This window comes from Pseudoalteromonas sp. Z9A5, assembly GCF_011378875.1.
In the GTDB taxonomy this organism is placed as follows: Bacteria; Pseudomonadota; Gammaproteobacteria; order Enterobacterales; family Alteromonadaceae; genus Pseudoalteromonas.
Window position 1 is genome coordinate 45129 of the sequence record NZ_WTLC01000009.1, and the last position, 24082, is coordinate 69210.

At 39.4% G+C, this 24082-nt stretch carries 21 protein-coding genes and 1 other RNA gene; 16 read left to right on the forward strand and 6 right to left on the reverse strand.

Features of this window, described 5'->3' with window-relative positions:
- Positions 1-8: 8 nt before the first annotated feature.
- Positions 9-373: RNase P RNA component class A (rnpB, locus tag GQR56_RS06680), an RNA gene on the forward strand.
- A gap of 91 nt (positions 374-464) precedes the next feature.
- Here rnpB and GQR56_RS06685 read toward each other — a convergent pair.
- Complete coding sequence (locus tag GQR56_RS06685; RefSeq protein WP_166109661.1) at positions 465-1544, reverse strand: mechanosensitive ion channel family protein; 1080 nt, start codon at positions 1542-1544, stop codon at positions 465-467.
- 120 nt (positions 1545-1664) lie between these two features.
- Between GQR56_RS06685 and GQR56_RS06690 the strand changes: the two genes are divergently transcribed.
- Positions 1665-2618: a YihY/virulence factor BrkB family protein gene (locus tag GQR56_RS06690; RefSeq protein ID WP_024612653.1), complete on the forward strand. Its 954-nt coding sequence runs from the start codon at positions 1665-1667 to the stop codon at positions 2616-2618.
- Between the two features lie 50 nt (positions 2619-2668).
- Here the strand turns inward: GQR56_RS06690 and GQR56_RS06695 are convergent, their stop codons facing one another.
- Together GQR56_RS06695 and GQR56_RS06700 are read right to left on the reverse strand one after the other, a co-directional pair.
- Positions 2669-3550 carry a LysR family transcriptional regulator gene (locus GQR56_RS06695; protein WP_166109664.1) on the reverse strand — a complete coding sequence of 294 codons (882 nt, stop codon included), beginning with the start codon at positions 3548-3550 and terminating at the stop codon, positions 2669-2671.
- 90 nt (positions 3551-3640) lie between these two features.
- Positions 3641-6745 (reverse strand): EAL domain-containing protein, encoded by a 3105-nt coding sequence (locus GQR56_RS06700; protein ID WP_166109757.1) that lies wholly within the window; start codon positions 6743-6745, stop codon positions 3641-3643.
- A 199-nt stretch (positions 6746-6944) separates the two neighbouring features.
- Here GQR56_RS06700 and GQR56_RS06705 point away from each other — a divergent pair, with 199 nt between their 5' ends.
- The gene (locus GQR56_RS06705) at positions 6945-7787 is read left to right on the forward strand and encodes a pirin family protein (protein ID WP_166109666.1); all 843 of its coding nucleotides are present in this window, start codon (positions 6945-6947) and stop codon (positions 7785-7787) included.
- Positions 7788-7808: 21 nt separating this feature from the next.
- A complete protein-coding gene (locus tag GQR56_RS06710; RefSeq protein ID WP_166109669.1) occupies positions 7809-8789 on the forward strand; it encodes a glutathione S-transferase family protein in 981 nt (326 codons plus the stop codon).
- Here the strand turns inward: GQR56_RS06710 and GQR56_RS06715 are convergent.
- The 3 genes from GQR56_RS06715 to GQR56_RS06725 all read right to left on the reverse strand — a co-directional run bounded on the left by GQR56_RS06715 (position 8786) and on the right by GQR56_RS06725 (position 10133).
- The gene (locus GQR56_RS06715) at positions 8786-9028 is read right to left on the reverse strand and encodes a hypothetical protein (RefSeq protein WP_024612657.1); all 243 of its coding nucleotides are present in this window, start codon (positions 9026-9028) and stop codon (positions 8786-8788) included. The two genes, GQR56_RS06710 and GQR56_RS06715, sit on opposite strands and share 4 nt — an antisense overlap.
- A gap of 313 nt (positions 9029-9341) precedes the next feature.
- On the reverse strand, positions 9342-9788 hold the full coding sequence (locus GQR56_RS06720) for a threonine/serine exporter (RefSeq protein WP_166109672.1): 447 nt from the start codon (positions 9786-9788) through the stop codon (positions 9342-9344).
- A gap of 6 nt (positions 9789-9794) precedes the next feature.
- Entirely contained in the window at positions 9795-10133 is a 339-nt protein-coding gene (locus GQR56_RS06725) for a hypothetical protein (protein ID WP_024612659.1), read from the reverse strand.
- 496 nt (positions 10134-10629) lie between these two features.
- Between GQR56_RS06725 and mraZ the strand changes: the two genes are divergently transcribed.
- From mraZ to GQR56_RS06785, 12 genes are read left to right on the forward strand one after another with little or no spacing between them, the layout of a single operon-like run.
- A complete protein-coding gene (gene mraZ, locus GQR56_RS06730; RefSeq protein WP_166109675.1) occupies positions 10630-11088 on the forward strand; it encodes a division/cell wall cluster transcriptional repressor MraZ in 459 nt (152 codons plus the stop codon).
- Between the two features lie 33 nt (positions 11089-11121).
- Complete coding sequence (gene rsmH, locus GQR56_RS06735) at positions 11122-12060, forward strand: 16S rRNA (cytosine(1402)-N(4))-methyltransferase RsmH (protein WP_024612661.1); 939 nt, start codon at positions 11122-11124, stop codon at positions 12058-12060.
- On the forward strand, positions 12057-12386 hold the full coding sequence (gene ftsL, locus GQR56_RS06740; protein WP_024612662.1) for a cell division protein FtsL: 330 nt from the start codon (positions 12057-12059) through the stop codon (positions 12384-12386). Before rsmH ends, ftsL begins: the two co-directional genes overlap by 4 nt.
- On the forward strand, positions 12383-14200 hold the full coding sequence (locus GQR56_RS06745; protein ID WP_024612663.1) for a penicillin-binding transpeptidase domain-containing protein: 1818 nt from the start codon (positions 12383-12385) through the stop codon (positions 14198-14200). Before ftsL ends, GQR56_RS06745 begins: the two co-directional genes overlap by 4 nt.
- A complete protein-coding gene (murE, locus tag GQR56_RS06750; protein WP_024612664.1) occupies positions 14193-15671 on the forward strand; it encodes a UDP-N-acetylmuramoyl-L-alanyl-D-glutamate--2,6-diaminopimelate ligase in 1479 nt (492 codons plus the stop codon). Before GQR56_RS06745 ends, murE begins: the two co-directional genes overlap by 8 nt.
- Positions 15668-17050 carry a UDP-N-acetylmuramoyl-tripeptide--D-alanyl-D-alanine ligase gene (gene murF / locus GQR56_RS06755; RefSeq protein WP_166109678.1) on the forward strand — a complete coding sequence of 461 codons (1383 nt, stop codon included), beginning with the start codon at positions 15668-15670 and terminating at the stop codon, positions 17048-17050. The genes murE and murF overlap by 4 nt, the downstream gene beginning before the upstream one ends.
- Positions 17050-18132 (forward strand): phospho-N-acetylmuramoyl-pentapeptide-transferase, encoded by a 1083-nt coding sequence (gene mraY / locus GQR56_RS06760; RefSeq protein ID WP_024612666.1) that lies wholly within the window; start codon positions 17050-17052, stop codon positions 18130-18132. Before murF ends, mraY begins: the two co-directional genes overlap by 1 nt.
- Positions 18133-19467, forward strand: a complete 1335-nt coding sequence (gene murD, locus GQR56_RS06765; protein WP_166109681.1) for a UDP-N-acetylmuramoyl-L-alanine--D-glutamate ligase — start codon at positions 18133-18135, stop codon at positions 19465-19467.
- On the forward strand, positions 19464-20639 hold the full coding sequence (ftsW, locus tag GQR56_RS06770) for a cell division protein FtsW (protein ID WP_024612667.1): 1176 nt from the start codon (positions 19464-19466) through the stop codon (positions 20637-20639). Before murD ends, ftsW begins: the two co-directional genes overlap by 4 nt.
- Positions 20636-21712, forward strand: a complete 1077-nt coding sequence (gene murG, locus GQR56_RS06775) for an undecaprenyldiphospho-muramoylpentapeptide beta-N-acetylglucosaminyltransferase (RefSeq protein ID WP_166109684.1) — start codon at positions 20636-20638, stop codon at positions 21710-21712. The genes ftsW and murG overlap by 4 nt, the downstream gene beginning before the upstream one ends.
- Positions 21713-23164: a UDP-N-acetylmuramate--L-alanine ligase gene (gene murC / locus GQR56_RS06780; RefSeq protein ID WP_166109687.1), complete on the forward strand. Its 1452-nt coding sequence runs from the start codon at positions 21713-21715 to the stop codon at positions 23162-23164.
- The gene (locus GQR56_RS06785) at positions 23161-24081 is read left to right on the forward strand and encodes a D-alanine--D-alanine ligase (RefSeq protein WP_024612670.1); all 921 of its coding nucleotides are present in this window, start codon (positions 23161-23163) and stop codon (positions 24079-24081) included. Before murC ends, GQR56_RS06785 begins: the two co-directional genes overlap by 4 nt.
- The last annotated feature ends 1 nt before the right edge of the window (position 24082 follow it).

Below are 24082 nucleotides of genomic sequence, written 5' to 3' on the forward strand. Positions count from 1 at the left end.
TGCGCGCCGAGTCAGCCAAGATGATCGCTGCCTGTGACGAAAATGATCAGGGGGAGGAAAGTCCGGGCTCCATAGGGCAGAGTGCCAGCTAACGGCTGGGGGGCGTGAGCCCACGACAAGTGCAGCAGAGAGGAGACCGCCAATCTTCGGATTGGTAAGGGTGAAAGGGTGCGGTAAGAGCGCACCGGGCCGCTAGTAATAGTCGGTTGCAAGGTAAACTCCACTCGGAGCAAGACCAAATAGGGTTCCTTATGGCGTGGCCCACGTTGGAACCGGGTAGGTTGCTTGAGCCATAGAGCGATTTATGGCCTAGACGAATGATTATCACTTTCTTCGGAAAGGACAAAACCCGGCTTATACGGCTGACTCACTCATTCAATAAAAAGCCCGCAGTTAACGCTGCGGGCTTTTTTGTGTCTAAATTTTTGTGTCTAAATTTTAGTTATATATAATCTAAGCCATCCTTAAATAATATTTTTTCCTTGTTCTGGATCGCGTGATTGCTCTGCTTGTTCGCGTATTTCATCGGTGTCGCTGCTTACATCATCAAGCGTTTTAGTTTGATCAATTGTTTCACTCTTTTTGTTTTTGCTCTGAGATGGCTGTTTTTGCTCTGAACTAGAAATACTGTCGTTAGGGGCTGTGAGTATAATTCTTTCTCGTGCGTCATCAGGCATACTAATATTTTGTTTTGTAAACTCATTCACAAGCTCTCGCATAAGTTGTGAGCCTACCTTTAATGGGCTGTGCTGTTCACTATTAACCCAAAAATACAAAACAAAGTTAATTGTTGAGGAGCCTAAGTTTTTTATTAGTACTTGTGCCGGCGGGTCGATAAGCACCGCGTTTTGTTGATTCGCAATATCGAGGGCGAGAGTTTGTGCGCTGCGTATGTCGTTATCGTAGCCTATACCAATTACTACTTTACCGCGCATTTTTGGATTGGCAGTTAGGTTTTTAATGGTATTTTTATACACAGTCGCGTTAGGAATTTGAATATGATTGCCATCGTAATCAACAAGCGTGGTTGCTCTTGCGGTTACTTTTTTAACAATACCTAATCGGCCATCTACTTCAATGACATCGTCAATTTTAAAAGGTCTTTGTACACTCAATAATAAACTGGCGATGAAGTTCTCTGCTATGTCTCTAAAAGCAAAGCCGAGTATTAAACCGATTAACCCAGTCCCACTCATAATGGCAACAGCAAATTGAGTAAGCCCTGCTAAACGTAAAAATAAATACACTCCTAATAAAATAATTAAGGTGCTTATGCTGCGCCTTATAACGAGATGAACAAGTTTACTGTCGGTCATGTAATCAATGGGTTTAATAAGTAATCGAGAAAGTGGTCCTGCAATTAAGTAACTGAGTACTAAAAGTATTATACCAAGTAAAAGTGTGGGTAAAATTTGCGCTATTGCGTGAAGTAATTGCACGCCTTGATCATAAAAGAAATTCCACGAAAGTGTGTCAACTCTAATTATTTCAGTTGTTGGTGCTGTATTATTTAGTGCTAGGCTGCTTTGTAGAGTAGTGAGCATGGCTTATCTTCCGTGTTAGAGTCACTTATAGTTAAATGTTAGCAAGTTTGATACCAAACGCTTTATTTAACTTGGCAAATATTTTGCTGTAATAACATAATACAAATTTTGAGGTTTAGAATGAAAGAAGCTAAGCGAGGGCAGCAAGCTACACAACCTATAAGTATTCCTGCTGTGGGTTGGTGGGATATTGCTAAACGTATTTTTAAACAAATGGATGAAGACAATTTATCGCTTGTTGCTGCAGGTGTGGCATTTTATGCTCTACTTGCTATTTTTCCGGCAATTGCTGCATTAGTATCAGTTTATGCCTATTTTGCATCTCCTATTGATATAAATGAGCACTTAAGTCAATTTGTTACGTTATTACCCGATAGCACACGAGAGCTTATTTTATCGCAAGTTTCGAGCCTTGCCCAAAGTTCAAACGCAAGCTTAAGTATGAGTGCTTTGGGTACATTAGTATTAACTATTTGGAGTAGCTCAAAGGGAAGCCAAGCATTAATTACTGCGTGTAACATTAGTTACCGTGAATATGAAAAGCGATCTTTTTTTCAAGCGCAATTGGTTCGATTTTTGTTTTCGGTAGGCGCTATTGTTGTGTCTATTTTTGCGTTATTGATTATTGGTATTTTACCGATTGTTCTCAACTTGGTAGGTTTACAAGAAGAAGTTGATTTACTTATAAAGCTTATTTCATGGCCATTGCTGGCATTTACTTTTAATTTTGCATTAGTACTTTTATACAGATATGCACCACATCGTAAACCAGCTAAGTGGCGCTGGATCACGATGGGATCGTCTATTGCAACCGTGCTTTGGATTGTTGCTTCGATTGGTTTTTCATTTTACGTGTCGCGTTTTTCAAGTTACAACGAAACCTACGGATCGCTAGGTGGTGTTGTTATTATGCTTATGTGGCTTTATATAAGTGCTTATATTGTTATTCTAGGTGCTTCTACTAATGCTGCTACAGAGCAGCAAACTGCAATAGATAGCACAATTGGTCCATCTAAAGAAAGAGGTCATAGAGGCGCTTACGTTGCCGATCATCTCGATGTTAAAAATAATTAATTTAAAGCGTATTAGGTAAAAAAATACGCTAATTTAAATTAGCGTATTAATTACGAATTAGTTAAAGCAATTAATTGCTCTTTAAACTCTTGGGCAGCAGGACCTAGTCTATCTATATCGTTACACATTAAATATAAATTAAGAGTGCGAGTTGTGCCTTGCTCTAAATTTAGCGTTTTTAATGTTTGATCTTCTATTAGGTGCGATATTTGTGTATAGGGGAGCCATGCATAACCTAAGTTTTGGCTTACCATATCAATAGAGTTACGTAAGTGGCTAACTGTCCAGCGCATATCGGCACCAAGCCATCCTTCATTGTGGCTGGTGTAAGTTGCTGAATCTCTAACTACTATTTGCCTGTGAAGTTTTAAATCATGAAAATTTAATTGCTCCACTCGTTGGTGCAATGGATGATCTTTATGAGCTACGGCAACAAACTCAATATCACAAAGTTTGGTGCAACTAATGCCATAAACAGGGATAGATGAGATAGCTAAGTCAACTACAGCATTGTTTAGTAACTCGTTTGCACCGGTTAGCACACTTTCGATTAAATCAATTTTTAGCAGCGGATAAAGCTCGCTCGTTTTAGCAAGTGCTTGGTATAAAATAGAATGCGGAAATACTTCATCAACCGCAATTTTTAATGTGCTTTCAATACCTTCACTTAAGGTACTTGCTACTGACTCTATTTTACTTGCTTCTTCAATTAAAAACTCTGCACGGCGTAAAATGAGCTTACCATTATCGGTTAAAAATGCTTTACGACCTTTTACTTCAAGCAACTTTACTTGCAAGGCGCCTTCGAGCTTTTGCACAGCATGATGCACGGTTGATTGGCTTTTATGTACTGCAGCGCTTGCACCTGCAAACCCACCGTGGTCTACAACCGCTTTAAACATTCGCCATTGCTCTAATGTTGCTTTTGCCATTTCAAAATCCTGTCACTACTTTCTATCTGATTGCATTACTTGACCGCATAGATGGACTATTTATTGCGTAACAGTGTTTTTTTTGTCTAATTATTTAGAACGAATAACTTTTTTATCAGTTAAAAGTGTCATAAAGTCACTTTTATTTAGAGGCTTAGAAAATAAGTAACCTTGACCATAGTCGCATCCTGCATCGAGTAATAATTGCATTTGTAATTTGGTTTCAATACCTTCAGCAATTACTTTTAAACCTAGTTGATGCGCCATTACTATAATTGCTTCACAAAGCGCGAGTTCTTGACTACCAACTTGAATATTATCAACAAAGCGCTTGTCTATTTTTAAGTAGTCGGTATCCATTTCTTGTAAGTAAGCAAGCGATGAGTACCCTGTACCAAAGTCATCAAGAGCAAGTTGCATTCCTGATTTTACTATTTCTTTTAGGCGTCTTTGCGTTAACGCTTCAGGGTTAACCATTAAACCTTCGGTTATTTCAGCCACAATTGAAGAGGCGGGTAGTTTTGCTGCTTTTAGCATTGCGTACCAGTCATCTATACCGCTATCGGGGGTTGATAGTTGTACGGGAGATACGTTTACACTTATTTGAAAAGTATTATCTGTGAGTTTTTTTATGTCATTTAATGTTTGTAAGGCTTGAGCAAACACAAATTGACCAATTGCATTTATTTGTCTGGTTTCCTCAGCAAGTGGAATAAAAGCAATAGGGCTGATTAAGACTTTGTTTGGGTGTTGCCAACGAATCAATCCCTCTGCTTTGTGAATTTGTAGGTTATTTAAAGCAACAATGGGTTGGTAAAATAACTCAAACTGCTCTTGCTCAATTGCACTTCTTAAATCTTTTAATAGCAACATACGGGCTTGTGCATGTTCGCGCATATCAGCAGAGAAAAATTCAAAACCGTTACGCCCGTTGCTTTTTGCTTTATACATTGCCTGATCGGCGGCTTTTAAAAGTTGCTCGGTATTTTCACCATCGTTAGGCGCACATGCAATACCTATACTTGCACTAATAAAAAACTCTTCTTTTTCAATATGTAAAGCTGAAGATAAGCTAAGTAAAATGTTACTGGCTATTTGATTTATATGGCGTGTACTTTTAATGTGGTTAAACACAATAACAAATTCATCGCCACCAATACGCGCTACAAATTCAGCATTTTTTGCCGACTGCACAATGCGCTGCGATACTAACTTTAGTAAGTTGTCACCGTAATGATGACCTAAAGTGTCATTAATATCTTTAAAGTGATCAATATCTAAAAGCATAATAACGAGTTGGTTATTACTGCTATCTACATTTAAAAGTTGTTTGTTTAATCGCTCTTTTAATTCTAATCGGTTAGGTAGATCGGTTAAATGATCAAAATGTGCCTGTCGCCAAATAGTTTCGTTAGCTTGTTTTTTTTCTGTTAGATCTGTAAATATAGCGATACGACGAATTGCTATGTTGTTTTGATCGTAAATCGTATCGATAGTGAGTAATTCTGTATACAGCTTACCGCTTTTTTTACGGTTAATAACTTCGCCTTGCCAGCGACCAGTCTGTTTTAGTTCAGACCACATTTTATTATAAAAACTCTTATCGTGTTTTCCCGATGAAAGAATAGCAGACGATTGACCAACAACTTCTTCTCTATTATATAAAGTAGCTTTGCAAAAAGCAGGGTTAACATCGTAAATAATGCCATTAGCATCGGTTATTGCCATACCTTCACTGCTGTTGTTATAAACTAATGAGGCAAGATGGAGCGCCTCTTCATTTGCTTTTCGCTGTGTTATATCGCGAAGTACAACCACGTACTCATTATTGTTTTGCATTGCACTAATACGTGCTTCAAAACTACGCTTTGGATCTGATTTTTCGAGCGTAAACTCTAAATTATTCGACACATCTAGTTTAGGCAACTGCGCCAATAAAAGGTGAACATTAGCTTGTGAGAGTATTGATGTTAAGTGAGGAACTTCAATACTGTTTGGATTTACTTGAGGCTTGAATTGACCCGTAATATTAAGAATATCACCCTGACTATTAATCTTAACGTAACTATCTGGTAGCGTATTAAGTAAGCTCGTTAGTTCATCGTGCTTATTTTTTAAGTTAGCCTCTGCGGTGAGTCGAGTTTGCGCCATTGATTTAAAACGTTGATAAAGTGTGTTTAGTTCTGGGCTATTAGGCTGAACTTGCTGCTCGGGCATTGCGCCTTTAGCTAACACATCGGTTGCATTCGTTAGGTTGTTAATAGGGTCAATAATACTGGTTTTAAGTAATTTACGTGCAATTAGGGTCATTGCCAACAATGACAAAATAAATATACCGAGTGCTATAAAAAAATTATTATTTATCTGATTTAAAGCATTAGTTATAGGGAGTGCAATATGTATGTTTAAACTATTATTACTCGGATCGCTATAAATTACAGAGTGATGAAATATACGAGTTTCACCACCATTAGAATTTATTATTGTTGATGTTGTATTATCTACAGAGAAATCGGTTGCCAGTAAAGTTTGGGTAATATTTTCTCCCACTGCAGCAGAATCTGGCGGATAGCGGGCTAAAATTTTACCGTTTGCATCAGCAATTGCTGCAATAGAGCCTACTGGTAGTTCAATATCATTAAAAGCATTGTTCCACCAATCAAGTGCTACCACTATAACAATAACACCTTGGGTTATATTATTTTTATTAGTGATGGGCAGGGCAAAGTTAAGCGTGTTTTTTTCTAGGCTTCTATCGTGTTGAAAGTAACCTACAGATAACTGGTTACTCTTTAAAGCATTTTGAAAGTATGGGCGATCTGCAACATTTATCGCTTTAGCTAATCCATTTGTTGTGCAAATAACAACGCCATGTTGATTAACAATACCAATATTTGCAACGTGCGGATAAATAGCTCTAAATTGATTAAAGTAGTTTGGGCAGGTTGTTGCTAAGTTATTTTTATTACTTTCCTCTTTAGCTAAATAACTAGCTAAACGATCAATATCATCAATTAAGTTTTTTTGCTGAGAAATGAAGTGCTTTGCAATACTTGTTACCTTGTCTTCACTTTGCTCTATTGAATGAGCACGTTCAAACAGCAATGTAAAAACAATCAAAGCGGTGCCCGGAATGCTAAGTAATATTAACAAGCGATAAAGCTGATGTTTGAGAGAATAAGTAAAAATAACTATTCCTTAGTTTTGTATTTTGCAATAAGAATTGTAACTAAATTAGCTCCAAATAACCATAGTAATTATAAGGTTGAAAATATAACCAATAAAGCATTATAGTCTATTTTTTAGAATGTTAAGCTCGATTTAAAGACATAGTTGTTTTGTTTAATGGATGATTTAATAACTCCATCAACTTATTCTTTAAAGTGAGTTAAAAATGAAAATATTAAAAGTACTTACAGCCTATGCAACTCAAGATGGCGATGGGGTAAATATTAGTCGAATACCAGGGTTTGATGGAAAGTATTTAGATCCGTTTTTAATGATTGATGAACTTAAATCAGATAATAAAAAAGATTACATAGGAGGCTTTCCTGAGCATCCTCACCGAGGAATTGAAACATTTACTTATATTCTAAAAGGAGGCTTTGAACATCGAGATCAAATGGGTAACAAGAAAGCGATTAGATCAGGCGATGTACAATGGATGAGTACAGGTAGGGGGGTAATGCACAGTGAAATGCCACTTGCAGACACTTTAGATGGTCTGCATGGATTTCAAATTTGGATCAATATGCCAAGTTTGGATAAAATGCGTGATCCACGTTATCAAGACACTACACAAAATCCAGCCCCGAGCTTTACAAACACACAAGGCGTGACGTTCAAAGCACTTGCAGGATCGTGGCAGTTAGAAAATGAGATACTTACAAGTAGTTTGCAAAGTTTAGCTGCTAACGCTGCACTTGCAGATATCACATTACCTGCAGAAAAAAGCATGTATTTAGCATCTCTGAGCCAGCAAAAAGTAATGATCTATATTCACAGTGGCTCGTTGATCACAGCCGATAATCAAACAATACCAGCAGGTAAGTTACTTATTTTAGAACCTGGCAGCGATATTAATATTAGTTCTTTACAAGGTGCCGGTATTTTGGTTTTAGCAGGTGACCCACTAAATCAGCCTATTGCTCATATGGGTCCATTTGTAATGACTACTCAAGCTGAAATACAGCAAGCAGTACGCGATTATAAAAATGGTGATTTTGGTAATATTTAACAATATTTTTAGGAGAATTTTATGGGATTATTAGTTAACGGCAAATGGCAAGATAAGTGGTACGACACAGATTCAAGTAATGGTAAATTTGAACGTGAAGCTGCGCAGTTACGCAATTGGATAACGGCGGATGGCAGAACCGGTGTTACTGGTGATGCTGGGTTTAAAGCCCAAGCTAACAGATACCACTTATACGTATCGCTGGCATGTCCTTGGGCGCACAGAACGCTTATATTTAGAACATTAAAAGGACTAGAAGAGTTGATTACCGTGTCGGTTGTTAGCCCTGACATGCTTGATAGTGGTTGGGCGTTTGACACTCAAAATAACAGTACTGGCGATACTTTATTTAACAGTAATTACTTACATCAGGTTTATACAAAAAATAATGCTGAGTATTCAGGGCGAGTGACAGTTCCTGTATTGTGGGATAAAAAGCTCAATAAAATTGTGAGCAATGAGTCTGCTGACATCATACGCATGTTTAACAGTGCGTTTGATGAATTAACAGGTAACAAAGATGATTATTATCCTGATGTATTAAAACCAAAAATTGATGAATTAAACGCGCTGATTTATCCAAATATCAATAATGGAGTTTATCGTACGGGCTTCGCAACAACCCAGAATGCTTATGAAGAGGCATTTAACGATGTATTTAAAGCACTCGATAAAATAGAAAACATACTGAGTAAGCAGCGTTATTTAGCCGCAAATGAACTCACAGAGGCAGATTGGCGACTATTCACTACTCTAATTCGGTTTGATAGCGTGTACGTTGGTCATTTTAAATGTAATTTGCGCACGATTGAAAGTTACCCTGCACTAAGCGGATACCTTAGAGAGTTATATCAGGTTAAAGGGATAGCGGAAACGGTTGATTTTTATCATATTAAACGTCATTACTACTTTAGCCACACAATGATCAACCCAACGCAGGTAGTGCCGAGTGGTCCTGAAATAAATTATTTATCTGATCACGGTAGAAATATTTACTTTTAAGCGAGTAGCCTAACAAGCCAGCCATATTTTTTGACTAGCCCCGTTTCGTTTTTACCCGCTTGAACTGCTACACCAGCTAAAAATGCACTGGTTAATCCTACTTTAGTTGCAGCGAAACGCTTTAGCCTATATTGAAATGCAGCATGATGCTGTCGTTTCAATTCGCTGCGCACATCCATTTGTTTACTTAAAAGTTGAACATTCTCATTAGGTGCTTTAATTAAATGATTTACTAACACAATAGGCCCGTTTATCTTTTGAGGTTAAATTTACAGTAGCATGTTTGGTTATTAAGCAAGGCAGAGCCTATGTAGTGTGGTTGCTCCCCATAAATAGGTAGTAACGCAGCATAAGGGCAAGACGTGCGCTGCCCTTTGGGCAATTTACTCTTTGTTACTTACTCGGTTTTCACTTGTTCTTACATGGATGAAAGCCAGTAGGGTAACGCAAGAGGAGTTACCGAGCCCACTAGGTTACAACCTCGCGCCGCAATTAAACTGCCTCTAGAGAGAACGAATTTTAATCATGGGAGGTCAACAGATCCAAGTCTTCTCACAAATTAAGTAGCTGCTTTAAGCTTTTTAGCGTTTTACTAAAACCAATCTTGTTACTTAAATAAACAGTGTTTTTCCAAAGCCATGCTAAGCAAGCGACTTGCAATAAAGTGGCTGTTGCGATACCAAGCCATACCGATCCAAATAAATCGTATATACCATATCCAACAGCACCTAAAACTCCCGCCCACAACAAAACTAAACCACTGGCAAAACAGCCCAAAAATATGGTGATCAATGCAAGCGATCTAAGCGATAACCTCCATTCAGCTTTAGCAAGCTGGTGGGTGATCTTTCCTTGAGTTTGGTAATCGTCCTTGAGTTGCTTTGAATATTCTAAAAGCTTTGCAATGTGATCTTGCCAATCGTCCTTTTGGCTTTCATGATCAGTGGTTTGGTTTTGCGCGTTACCATCCTTGGTTGCGTTTGTTTGCGAGTTATCCATCACAAGTTACTTACGGCGAAATAACGATGTAATAAGCATGCCCGCAGCAAAGGCGATACCTGCAGTTGCTAATGGATTTTCAGAGGCAAAGGCGCGTGTTTTTGCTGTACACTCACTTAGCTTTTCACGAGCAATAAGTTGCTTTTCGCTTAATGCTTCAGCTGAACTAGACGCCCCTTTTCTCATACTACTTTCTGCTGTTGCAGCTTTTCCAGATAGAGCATCCACTGCATCGTGTGCAGCTGATGTGGCCTTATCGGTCAAAGGTGCTTCACTATTTGTTTGCTTAATCTCAGACTTCGCATCTGTAGGTACAGTCGATTTAGTATTTGTTGCAGTAGCCATAATCAATCCTTAATAAATTAAAATATTTAAATAGTGATTTTAGATATGCAATGACTGATCCAAATATGTTTTTAATTTTAGTTTATTGATTATATTAGTTTTTATTTTTACTTCCCGTTTTTTATATTTTGTAATTAAAAATAAATCGTAACTATTACTACCTATCTGGGTAAATTTTACAAAATAGTGAAAAAGGGTTAAAAATTTATAAATATTCACTGTTTATTCAGTAAGCAGAGCTTGTAAACAAGAAGTTATCAAAAGCGAGAAAAGTTTTTTCTGCGTTGTTATTCCACTTTTTCCCACGTAATTCAATCGCTTTGCTTAAACCCTTATTTTTTCTAGCTTTGGGACTTGTTAAAGCTGGTCAGCTTACTTGACAAAAAGGCTTGTCAAGCCATAAACTGGAGCACTGTGGTGAAAAGTGGTTTTTAGTGGATCAAATTGGATCAAATTAATCGAATGTTGATTAAAATAATTTTAAAATAGGCTTTTTATGTTTCGTGGCGCAAGTTCGCTGAGTTTGGATGATAAAGGACGCTTTGCGGTACCCACTAAGTACCGAGAATCCTTGTTATCTGAAGATCAGGGAACAGTGATCTGTACCGTTGCATTAAATGAGCCCTGTTTATGGTTATATCCACTAGCTGAGTGGCAAGAAATAGAGAATCGCTTAGCTAAAATTTCTAATATGGATCCACGAGCCCGTCGAATGCAGCGTATGTTGCTCGGGAATGCTACTGAATATCAACTTGATAAAAATGGTCGAATTTTGTTAGCGCCTTCATTGCGCGCACATGCAGAACTTGGCAAAAAAATCATGCTGGTTGGTTTGATGAATAAATTTGAAATATGGGACGAGGCGCGTTGGAGCGAACAGATGCGTCAAGATACTGAGCTAGAAAGACTTGGTGCTTTTGAGCCAAACCCAATTTTAGATAACTTTACACTTTAACTAACAGCACAATAAAAAGGCAAATAATAGCTAATGACAGCGCAATTTGAACACGTATCCGTTTTGATGGACGAGACCATAGATGCCCTTGCAATTAAGCCAGACGGCATATACATGGATGGCACTTTTGGACGTGGTGGTCATTCAGGCCAAATTTTAGCGCGCCTTGGTGACGAAGGACGCCTGCAAGCAATAGATCAGGATCCACAAGCTATTCAATCAGCTGAAAAGTTTGCTGATGACCCGCGTTTTGCAATTGCACACTCTCGCTTTTCAAAACTTTACGAAGTAGCAGAGCAAAACGATCTCATTGGCAAAGTAGATGGTATTTTATTAGACATTGGTGTGTCGTCGCCACAACTTGATGATGCCGAACGTGGTTTTAGCTTTATGAAAGATGGCCCACTTGATATGCGCATGGATCCTACTTCGGGTCGCAGTGCAGCACAATGGTTAGCCGAAGCTGAACTAGATGATATAACCCATGTTATTAAAAAGCTGGGCGAAGAAAAGTTTGGCAAACGTATTGCGCATAAAGTACTCGAAATACGTGAACACACACCAATCACAACTACAAAGCAGCTTGCTGATTTAGTTGACGAAGCGGTACCAGTAAAAGATAAATTTAAACATCCAGCTACACGTACCTTTCAGGCTATTCGTATTTACATAAACAGCGAGCTCGAAGAGATTCAAACTGCATTGCAGTCCGCAGTTAAAGTACTAAAGCCAGGTGGGCGTTTAGTGGTTATTTCGTTCCACTCATTAGAAGACCGTATCGTAAAACAATTTATTAGAAAACAGAGTCGGGGAGAGATTTTACCTAGAGGTTTACCTTTAACTGATGCACAAATAAATAAAAATTTGACGTTAAAAGCAGTGGGTAAAGCAATTAAACCAAGTGCTGCAGAAGTTCAGCGTAATCCACGTTCTCGTAGTTCAGTACTTAGGATTGCACAGAGGCTTGGATGAGTAATAAAGCGAATCATCGTCAACCACCCAATTTATTCTTTGAAATAATTAAAGGCCTGGGAGCTAACAAGCTTACCTCGGTTTTGTTGGTTGTGATATTCGCTTCAAGTTTAACGGTTGTACAAACAACTCATCTTGCTCGTGGGCAGCTAATTGAGCAAGACACGTTATTAGAAGAGCGTGATGAGCTTGATTTAGAGTGGCGTTATTTATTAGTTGAAGAAGAATTTTATTCGCAGCATGCGCGCATTGAAGAAGTGGCTATATCGCAGCTAAAAATGAAACGGCCAACAAGCCAAGATGAACAGGTAATAGTATTACAATGAGAACTCGAGGCAAAAAACCAGCAAATAATTTAATCACATGGCGCTTTATGTTGGTGTGTGGCGTTGTGTTTATGGTGTTTGTAACACTGGTATCTCGAGCTGCTTACTTACAAGTAATTGAACCAGATAAGGCGCGTTCGGAGAGTGACAAGCGAACTGTACGTGTCGAAAAACTTCATGTGCAACGCGGAATGATTTTTGACCGCAACGGTAAAGAACTTGCTGTTAGTGTACCTGTAGTAAGTGTGTATGCTGATCCTAAAGCATTGCGTAAGTCACTTGTTTCTAAAGTGGTTAAACAAGCGCGCAAAGATGGCGAAGATCAAGTGTCTTTAGCTGAAAACGCAGTTGAGCTTGATAAACGCACTGCGCTTTATTATAAAAATGATCTACGTTGGCGTGAACTTGCCGATGTTTTACGCACTGATCCTAAAAAAATAAATACTCGACTTTTAGATGATCCTACTCGTCGTTTTGTGTATTTAAAACGCCAAGTTACACCTGCCGTCGCAAATTACATTGCTGATTTGCGCTTACCGGGTATTCACTTATTAGATGAATCTAAACGTTATTACCCTGCTGGTGAAGTTACTGCGCATGTTATTGGCTTTACCAATATTGATGGCAAAGGAATAGAAGGCATTGAAAAGCTTTATGAAAATGCATTAACGGGCGAAGAAGGCCGTCGTACTATTCGTAAAGATGCACAAGGGCGTGAGGTAGAAGTACTCGATGAACGTGAGCGTGTAGAGCCCGAAAGTATTCAGCTTAGTATTGATCAACGTATTCAGGGTATTGCTTACAAAGCAGTAAAATCTGCTGTACTTACTTATAAAGCGACATCGGGATCGGCCATGGTGGTTGATGTTAAAACTGGTGAAGTACTTGCAATGGTTAATAGCCCATCATTTAACCCTAATAATTTAAATGATGCAGCTCCTCACAAGCGCCGTAATCGCGCAATTACCGATTTGTTTGAACCAGGCTCAACTGTTAAGCCACTAGCCATTTTAGCTGGGCTAGACTACGGCGCAATTAAAGCAGATGACACAATTGATACCTACCCAGGTTGGATGCGTTTAGGCGGAAGCCTAGTACGAGATACTCGTAACCATGGCGAACTAACCTTACGTGAAATATTAAAGTATTCCTCAAACATGGGTGTTGCGAAAGTGACGCAACTTGTACCTAAAGACTACTTAGTCGGTTTATATCAAAAAGTAGGATTTGGAAGTGACACAGGTACGGGCATGGTGGGCGAAAGTAGTGGATTATTTTATCCAAACCGTCGTTGGTCTGACTTTGAAATTGCGACCTTATCGTTCGGGTATGCTATTTCGGTAAGTACTGCTCAAATGGCACGTTTTTATACCATGTTAGGTGCAGGTGGAGTTAATCGCCCTTTGACTATTTTAAAACAAGATAGTGTGCCTGAAGGCGAACGCATTTTTAAGCAAAAAGACGTAGAAGCCGTAGTAAGCATGATGGAAAGTGTGTTTGAAAAAGACGGTACTGCACGAAATATAAAAGTTGATGGTTACCGTGCAGCGGGCAAAACAGGTACTTCTAAAAAAGCTGTTGCTGGTGGTTATGGTGATGAATACGTAGGTTATTTTGCAGGTGTAGCACCGGCGAGTAATCCTCGTTTAGCAGTGGTAGTTATGATTAATGAGCCAGGCGGTGATGTGTACTATGGAGGTGCCACTGCGGGACCTGCATTTGCAGAAATCATCTCTAACGCATTAAGAATATTAAACGTAGCGCCAGACAAGGAAGAGGTTGCGTACGTAAAAGGTAAAGATAACGATGCGTGATTTAAAGGATATTTTAAAATACATCGAAATAGATGCACCCTCGCAACAGGTTAAGCATTTGCGTCTAGATAGCCGTGAAGTAACCCCTGGCGATGTATTTGTTGCAATTAAAGGTCATGAATTAGATGGCGGGCACTTTATTGCCAAAGCAATTGAAAATGGCGCAATAGCTATCATAGCTGATAGATTATGTGAGTTTGAAACAAATTTTGAACCACTGTTTTTAGTAACAGAGCTTGATAAAAAACTGCCAGAATTGGCTAGTCGTTTTTACAATCAACCAAGTCGGAATATTGATTTAATTGGTGTAACTGGAACTAATGGTAAATCGACGACCACTGCAATGATTGCCCATTTGGCGCAATTTTGTAGTACTGAATCAGCTATTATTGGCACACTAGGTTATGGGCATCCCGATAGCCTAATTCCGCTTATTAATACCACACCTTCTACGGTCGACTTACAACACATTTTAAGTGACTTAAGCTCGCAACATAAAAAACTAGTGGCGATGGAAGTATCATCCCATGGTTTAGTGCAGCACCGTGTTGCAAAGTGTGAATTTAAAGCCGCTGTATTTACAAACCTTTCTCGCGATCACTTAGATTACCACGGTGATATGGCAAGTTATGGTGACGCTAAACTAATGCTGTTTCGTGATTTTGAGCCAGAGGTTGTAGTACTCAATCAAGACGATTCTCAAGCTGAGCAATGGCTTGAAAAATATGATTTTGAGAACCTTATTTGTTACGGGCGTAAAAGCCTGCCTCCTAAAAATGCGAAATTTGTATATTTTTCTGACGTTAAATATTCAAGTGAAGGTATTTCGGCGCAATTAACTACAAGCTGGGGTGATGTTGCAATCAAATCTCCATTGTTTGGGGAATTTAACTTATACAACCTGACTGCGGCTATTGCCACATTATTAGGTTTAGGTTATTCGCTTGAGCAGTTAATTGCTGGTTGCGCGCAATTACAACCAGTTGCTGGGCGAATGCAATCATTTAGCCAAGCAAATATGCCAACGTGTGTTGTTGATTACGCACACACTCCAGATGCACTTGCACTTGCATTACAAGCATTGCAGCAACATGTGCCAGGTGGAGTTAGTTGTGTGTTTGGTTGTGGTGGCGACAGAGATAAAGGTAAACGGGCATTAATGGCACAAGCCGCAGAGCAAAATGCGAATAAAATAATTATCACAAGTGATAACCCTCGCTCAGAAAACCCGAATGATATTATTGCTGATGTAGCTGGCGGTTTAACACATCCTGAAAAAGCGCATTTAGAAGCAGATAGAGCCACAGCAATTAGCTACGCCATTGAAAATGCAACGGCAGATGATGTGATTTTGATTGCAGGTAAAGGTCACGAAGATTATCAAATAATAGGCGATAAGCGCATCGATTTTTGTGATCGCCGTTATATACAAGAACAACTAAAAAAAGCAGTAAGAGGGACTCAAGCATGATCCCAATGGATTTTGATTGGTTAGCCAATGTGCTAGCAACCGATTATCAAGGTGATAATCAACAAGTGCTAAATATAAATACTGATACTCGCACAGTATGCGAAGGCGAAGTGTTTTTAGCGCTTAAAGGACCAAATTTTGATGGTCACAAATTTATAGCAGAGGCTAAACAAAAGGGCGCTATTGGCGTTATTGTTCAGCATAAAGTAGATGTAGATATTCCACAATTTATAGTTAGCGATACGCGTATTGCACTAGGTGTAATTGGCACAGCAGTTATGGCGCAAGTTGCGCCTAAAACAATTGCCATTACAGGAAGTGTAGGCAAAACCACGGTAAAAGAAATGTGTGCGGCAATTTTATCGGTGCACGGTGATGTACTTGCTACTAAAGGCAATTTTAATAACGATATTGGCGTGCCACTAACATTGTTACGCTTAGAGCCACAACATCGCTTTGCTGTTATTGAGCTTGGCGCAAACCACTTAGGCGAAATAGCATATACCACAGCAATGACAAAGCCAGATGTAGCGGTAGTATGTAATGTAGCTGCAGCCCACTTAGAGGGTTTTGGTAGTTTGATGGGGGTCGCGAAAGCAAAAGGTGAGATTTTTGATGGTCTTAAAGGCGATGGTGTCGCCATTGTTAATTGTGACAGTGAATTTAGTCAATATTGGTTAGATAAACTTAAAGGGCGTGATGTTAAGCGCTTTTCAACAACCGAAAAACTCGATATTTGGGCAGAAGATATAACACTTGATGCCAACGCTCGCGCAAGCTTTACGCTTTGTACTAAAGATAAGCAGGTCCCTGTTACTTTAGCATTGCCTGGTAAACATAATATTGGTAACGCGCTTATTGCAGCCGCATTAACTAGCGAGTTTGATGTAACTCTTGAAGACATAGCCAATGCACTTGCCACTATGGGAGATGTAAAAGGTCGTGTAAATTTAATTGAAGTATCTGATTTACTTACCGTAGTTGATGATACATACAATGCCAATGTTAAGTCGGTAAAGGCAGCTATTGATTTGTTAAGCGATATGCAGGGTCATCGTATTTTAGCACTCGGAGACATGGGAGAGCTCGGTGAAGATGCACGTAAATATCATCAAGAAGTAGGTGAATATGCACTGCAAAAAGGTATTGATGAGCTATTTACGTTAGGTGTATTGAGTAAATATGCTAGTGATGTATTTGAAATACCTAATCGCCATTTCTCGAGTCGAGAGCAAATGCAACAAAGAATACAAACGAGTATTAATGAAGTGAATAAAAAAACAACGATAGTAGTGAAAGGATCGCGTAGTTCTCGCATGGAATTATTAGTAACAGATTTAGTTAATGGCCAGCAACAAGCCATCAATGGAGTATCATAATGTTAGTTTGGCTGGCTGAGTATTTAACACAATATTTTAGTGGTTTTCATGTTTTTTCGTATTTAACGCTCCGTGCTATTTTAGGTATTTTAACTGCGTTGGTTATGTCTCTTTATTTAGGTCCTAAATTAATCCGTGGCTTGCAGCGTATGCAAATAGGTCAAACAGTTCGTGATGACGGTCCACAATCGCATCTATCTAAGTCAGGTACACCGACTATGGGTGGCTTACTTATTTTAGCGGCTATTTTTACCAGTACATTACTGTGGGCTGATTTATCGAATAAGTATGTATGGGCAACACTGTTTGTAATTGGCTCGTTAGGTATTGTTGGTTTTGTTGATGACTACCGTAAAGTTATTCGTAAAGACCCTAAAGGTTTAATTGCTAAGTGGAAGTACTTTTGGCAATCGGTAATTGCGCTAGTTGTGGCTACTGCATTGTACTTTACCAGCGCACAAGCTTCTGAAACATCGTTAGTTGTACCATTTTTTAAAGATGTATTACCGCAATTAGGTTTGTTTTACATAGTACTTACGTATTTTGCGATAGTAGGTACTTCTAATGCTGTAAATTTAACAGATGGACTAGATGGACTTGCAATTGTACCCACTATTTTAGTGGCTTCTGCACTGGCTATTATTGCGTATTTAACGGGTAATATTAACTTTTCAGCTTACTTACATATTCCGCATTTACCACTAGCGAGTGAGCTTGTAGTTGTGTGTACTGCTATTGTTGGTGCCGGGCTTGGCTTTTTATGGTTTAACACTTACCCAGCCCAAGTGTTTATGGGCGATGTAGGCTCATTAGCCCTTGGTGGTGCATTAGGTATTATTGCTGTGTTAGTTCGCCAAGAATTACTGCTTATTATTATGGGCGGTGTGTTTGTTATGGAAGCATTGTCGGTAATTTTACAAGTTGGTTCGTATAAACTGCGAGGGCAACGAATTTTTAGAATGGCACCAATCCATCATCATTACGAATTAAAAGGTTGGCCAGAGCCGCGTGTTATTGTGCGTTTTTGGATTATTTCTATTGTGCTAGTACTTGCTGGCCTTGCGACATTAAAGATTCGATAAATGCAGTATTTAAACGAGATAAAAAGCAAACAAATAACAGTGCTCGGACTCGGTGTAACCGGTCTGGGCATTGTGCGTTTTTTATTATCTCAAGGCTTTACACCCAAAGTAGTTGATAGCCGAGCAAACCCACCAGGGATTGATTGGCTAAAAGAGCATGCACCAATGCTAAATACGCACTTTGGTAATTTAGATGACGCAGCACTTAGCTCAAGCGATATAATTATTGTAAGTCCGGGGCTTAGCTTAAAAATACCGGCTATTGCGCACGCAATTAATAGCGGTGTTGAAGTTATTGGTGATGTTGAATTATTTGCACGTATAAACACCAAACCTGTAGTTGCAGTAACGGGCTCTAATGGTAAATCAACCGTAGTTACACTTGCTTATGAAGTACTAAAAGAAGCCGGTTACAAAGTTGCATTAGGTGGAAATATTGGCACTGCGGTACTTGATTTACTTAGTGATGATTTTGATGTGTATGTACTTGAGTTATCAAGTTTTCAGCTAGATACCACCACGAGCTTAAAGCCAATTAGTGCGACTGTACTTAATGTGTCGGAGGATCACCTTGATCGATACGATAGTTACCAGGCTTATATTGACTCAAAACTAAGTATTTATAACTCTGCAGAGCTTATTGTTGTAAATACCGACGATATACAAACATACCCAATTAATAGCGGTGTAACACCTCAAGTTAGCTTTGGTGCTCAACATGGTGATTACCATTTAGCGCCACACAATGGTGAAACTCATTTTATTGTTAAAGGCGAAGCTTTTTTAGCTGTGAGTACATTGGCGGTAGTGGGTAAGCACAATTATTTAAATGCGCTTGCAGTAATGGCACTTTTAAGCCCGTTTGAAGTAAATAAAAAGCAATATAAAAACGCGTTAAGTCAATTTAATGGCTTGGCTCATCGTTGTCAATTTGTAGCTGAGCAAAATGGCGTTAAGTATTTTAACGATTCAAAAGCGACTAATGTTGGGGCAACTATTGCAGCAATAGATAGTTTAGCAAGTGACGGTGAGAATCTTATTGTTATTGCGGGTGGAGATTCTAAAGGTGCTGATTTAAATGCCCTTAAGCCTTACATAAAACAACATGTTAAAGCGCTAATTTGTTTTGGTAAAGATGCAAATGAGCTAGCTGCAATTACTAATAAAAGCTACTTAACTAATAATATGGAAGAAGCCGTTACTTTGGCTAAAGTACTTAGCCGTAATGGTAATATTGTTTTATTGGCACCGGCTTGCGCGAGTATTGATATGTACAACAATTATATGCAGCGTGGTGAGCATTTTGTTGAGTGTGTTATGGCGGAGCAATTATGATTGCTTTTGCCGATATTAAAGATGCATTAACACCTAAGCCTTCTGGGCAGCTATACGATGTACCGCTGTTGTACTGCGTAATAATGCTAATTGGTGTTGGTTTTATAATGGTAACCAGTGCATCAATGCCGACAGCTGAGCGATTGTTTAATGACCCTTACCACATAACAATTCGTCATAGCATGTTTTTAGCGATGGCTTTTGTACTTTTTTGGATCACTGTTTGTGTACCAATGGATTGGTGGAAACGGTCAAATCCTTATTTACTAATATTAGGAATGGTGCTGTTAATAGCAGTATTAATTATTGGTAGAGAGGTTAATGGTGCAAAACGATGGATCCCCATTGGACCGGTTGGATTTCAGGTGGCTGAAGCCGCTAAGTTATACTTTTTTAGTTATATAGCGGGCTACTTAGTTAGAAAGCGCGAAGAAGTACAAGAAAATATTAAAGGGTTTGCAAAGCCAATTGCTGTTTTTGCTGTGTACGCACTGCTTATTTTATTACAGCCAGACTTAGGCACCGTGGTTGTTATGTTTGTAACAACCGTTGGTTTATTGTTTTTGGCAGGCGCTAAGCTATGGCAGTTTTTTGTACTTATCCTAACCGGCATTGGTTTGGTTGTATTACTTATAATTGTTGAACCGTATCGAATGGCGCGTGTTGTTGGCTTTTTAGATCCCTGGGATGATCCCTTTGGCAAAGGCTATCAATTAGTACAATCGTTAATGGCGTACAGCCAAGGCGGTTGGTTTGGTCAAGGCTTAGGTAACAGTGTGCAAAAGCTCCAATATTTACCAGAGGCGCATAATGACTTTATTTTTGCTGTAATAGGCGAAGAGCTTGGCTTAATCGGCGTAGTAAGTATTTTAGTTGTACTAGGCACTTTAGTGTTTAGGGCATTATTAATTGGGCAACAAGCACTTAAATGTGGCAAAGAATACGAAGGTTACTTTGCGTTTGCCATTGGTATTTGGTTTGCGTTTCAAACCATGGTTAATGTAGGCGCAAGTGCAGGTATATTGCCAACAAAAGGGTTAACGCTGCCGTTTATTTCTTATGGTGGATCAAGCCTATTAATAATGACAATAGCCACCGGTATTTTATTGCGCGTAGATTTTGAAACCAAAATGGCAACCAAACAAGCCACCTCACGCGGAGGTAAACGATGAGTAAAAAATTAGTAGTAGTGGCTGGTGGTACCGGCGGACATATTTTCCCAGGCATTGCAGTGGCTGATTATTTAAAGCAGCAAGGCTGGCAAGTTAGCTGGATTGGCACGCCCGATAGAATGGAAGCGACAGTTGTTCCTAAGCATAATATTGATATTGATTTTATTAATGTTAAAGGCGTTCGTGGCAACGGTTTAAAGCGCCTTATTAAAGCCCCATTCATGGTACTTAATGCAATATTGCAAGCGCGTAAGGTATTGAAAGAACAGCAACCAGATGTAGTACTTGCAATGGGCGGTTATGTTACTGGTCCAACAGGTATTGCTGCTAAAAGTTTGGGTATTCCATTGGTTATTCATGAGCAAAATGCAGTTGCCGGTATGAGTAACAAATGGCTTGCTAAGTTTGCTAATCGAGTATTAGCTGCTTTTCCTAGCGCGTTTGCAAAGGGACAAGCTGAGCTAGTAGGTAATCCGGTTCGCCAAAGCGTTATTGATATAGTTAAGCGCGATGTATCAAGCCCTATCAATATTTTAGTGGTTGGTGGTTCGCTTGGCGCACAAGTGCTTAATCAAACGTTACCAGAAGCATTTAAAGTACTTGGTAATACCACGCCAATAAGTGTGTGGCACCAAACAGGTAAAGGGCACTTAGACTCTGTAGAAGCGGCTTATAAAGCGCATGAGTTTGCTGATGCAGGTATAAAAGCAGCAGAATTTATTGATGATATGGACGCCGCTTATAGTTGGGCTGACATTGTAATTTGTCGCGCAGGCGCATTAACGGTTAGCGAAATTGCCGCTGCAGGAAAAATGGCTGTTTTTGTACCATTTCCTCATGCGGTGGACGATCATCAAACAGCAAATGCACAATATTTAGTGATGGCTAATGGTGCATTGTTAATGCCACAAGGGCAGTTCAATAAACAATCAATAGTTGAACTTTTAAGCCCATATTTAGCCCAACCTTCATTAATCACTGAAATGGCTGCTAATGCTAAAAAACAAGCCATTTTAGATGCCACAGCAAGCGTAGCTGCGCACTGTGAGCAAGTATCAAATAAGAGAGTGTAAGTGAAACAAACGTCAGTACAAGAAAAACACACACGACCTGCAATGCGTCGAATCGAGACTATCCATTTTATTGGTATTGGTGGTGCGGGTATGGGCGGTATTGCTGAAGTACTCGCTTTTGAAGGCTACCGTATTACAGGTTCAGACATTGCTCACAGTGCAATGACTGAGCGCTTAATTAAAGCGGGCGCAGAAGTATTTATTGGTCATCATGAAAATAATGTAAAAGATGCCAACGTGGTTGTTGTTTCAAGTGCTATTGACGAAACAAACCCTGAAATTATTGCCGCTAAAGCAGCAAGAGTTCCCGTTGTACGCCGTGCAGAAATGCTAGCTGAGCTTATGCGTTTTCGACACGGTATAGCTATTGCGGGTACGCATGGGAAAACAACAACAACAAGTTTAATTGCGAGTATTTATGGGCAAGCAGGGCTCGATCCAACATTTATTATTGGCGGTTTGCTAAATAGCGCAGGTAGTAATGCCAAAGTTGGTAAAAGCGACTTTTTAATAGCAGAAGCTGATGAAAGTGATGCGTCGTTTTTACATTTACAACCAATGGTATCGGTGATCACAAACATTGAAGAAGATCACATGGAAACCTATGGCGGTAGCCTTGAGAAAATGAAAGACACTTACGTGGATTTTATTCATAACTTACCGTTTTATGGTTTAGCCGTTGTATGCATTGACTCTGAAGTTGCTAAAGATTTAATTCCTCGTTTTGGTCGCCCTGTAATTACTTACGGTGAGGCGAGTGATGCAGACTATCGCATGAGCGATTTTAGCCAATCGGCTAATACGTGTAAGTTTACGGTTACTAACAAACAAGGCGAGAGCTTAACGGCAACCTTGAACATGCCAGGTAGGCACAATGCACTTAATGCAACCGCTGCTATTGCCGTTGCAAAAGATCAAAATATTGCTAACTATGCAATTTTAGAAGCGTTGCAAAAGTTTGAAGGGATCGGTCGACGTTTTCAGCATTACGGTGACTTTGAAAACGAACGTGGCAACATTATGTTGGTTGACGATTATGGTCATCATCCATCAGAAGTAGCTGCAACAATTGCAGCAGTACGTGAAGGCTGGCCCGATAAGCGCTTAGTAATGGTTTATCAACCACATCGGTTTACGCGTACTCGCGATTTGTATGAAGACTTTGTAAAAGTATTAGCTGATGTTGATCAGTTATTATTACTTGATGTGTATAGCGCTGGTGAAGAGCCAATTGTAGGTGCAGATAGCAAAAGCCTATGCCGTAGCTTACGCCAACGTGGTAAAGAGCCGTTACATGTAGCTTCAAGTTCAGAGCTTGCAGGTGTGTTGGCTGACTGTTTGCAAAATAATGATTTAGTATTAACCCAAGGTGCAGGTAATATAGGGCAATTAGTAAAAGCTTTAGCTGCAACGGGTATGTCGATAGAAAAACTTAAACAAGGTGAAGTATGACTCAGGCAAATGCACAATTTGGAAAAGTAGCGGTGTTGCTAGGTGGAAACTCAGCAGAGCGTGAAGTGTCATTAAAATCTGGTCAGGCTGTTCTAAATGCACTGCAAAATTGCGGTGTTGACGCGATTGCGTTTGATCCACAAAGTCGTTCTTTATGGGAATTAAAAGAGTTAAATGTAGAGCGTGTGTTTATTGCTCTGCATGGTCGTGGTGGCGAAGACGGTACGGTACAAGGTGCACTTGAATTTATGAACCTACCTTATACAGGCAGTAACGTATTAGGTTCGGCACTTGCTATGGATAAAATTCGCTGTAAGCATCTATTTAAATCAGCGGGCTTGAGTACCGCACCTTACGCGGTAGTTGATGCCAAAAAAGGTTTTGATGCAACCGCGATAATGAATAAATTTAAAAAAGTAATGGTTAAGCCATCGCACGAAGGTTCAAGTATAGGCATGGCACAAGCAAGTACAGCACAAGAACTTGAAGATGCACTTGTTAATGCATTTAAGTTTGATAGCCAAGTACTTGTTGAACAATGGATTACAGGCAGAGAATTTACTGTCACTGTGTTAGGTGACGATGTACAGCCTGTGATTGAAATGACGACACCAAATGGTTTTTACGATTACCAAGCTAAGTATCAGTCAAGTACAACGCAATATCATTGCCCTGCTAATTTATCAGAGCAAGATACCAAGTATTTACAAGCAATATCGCTTGATGCATTTGACCTTGTAGGTGCAAGTGGCTGGGGTCGGGTAGATGCAATGCAAGACGAGGAAGGCAACTTTTACCTGTTAGAGGTAAATACAGTGCCAGGAATGACTGAGAAATCGCTAGTGCCTATGGCGGCAAAAGCAAATGGGGCAAGTTTTGAGCAATTAGTTGTTCGCATTTTGGAGCAAACGCTTTAAT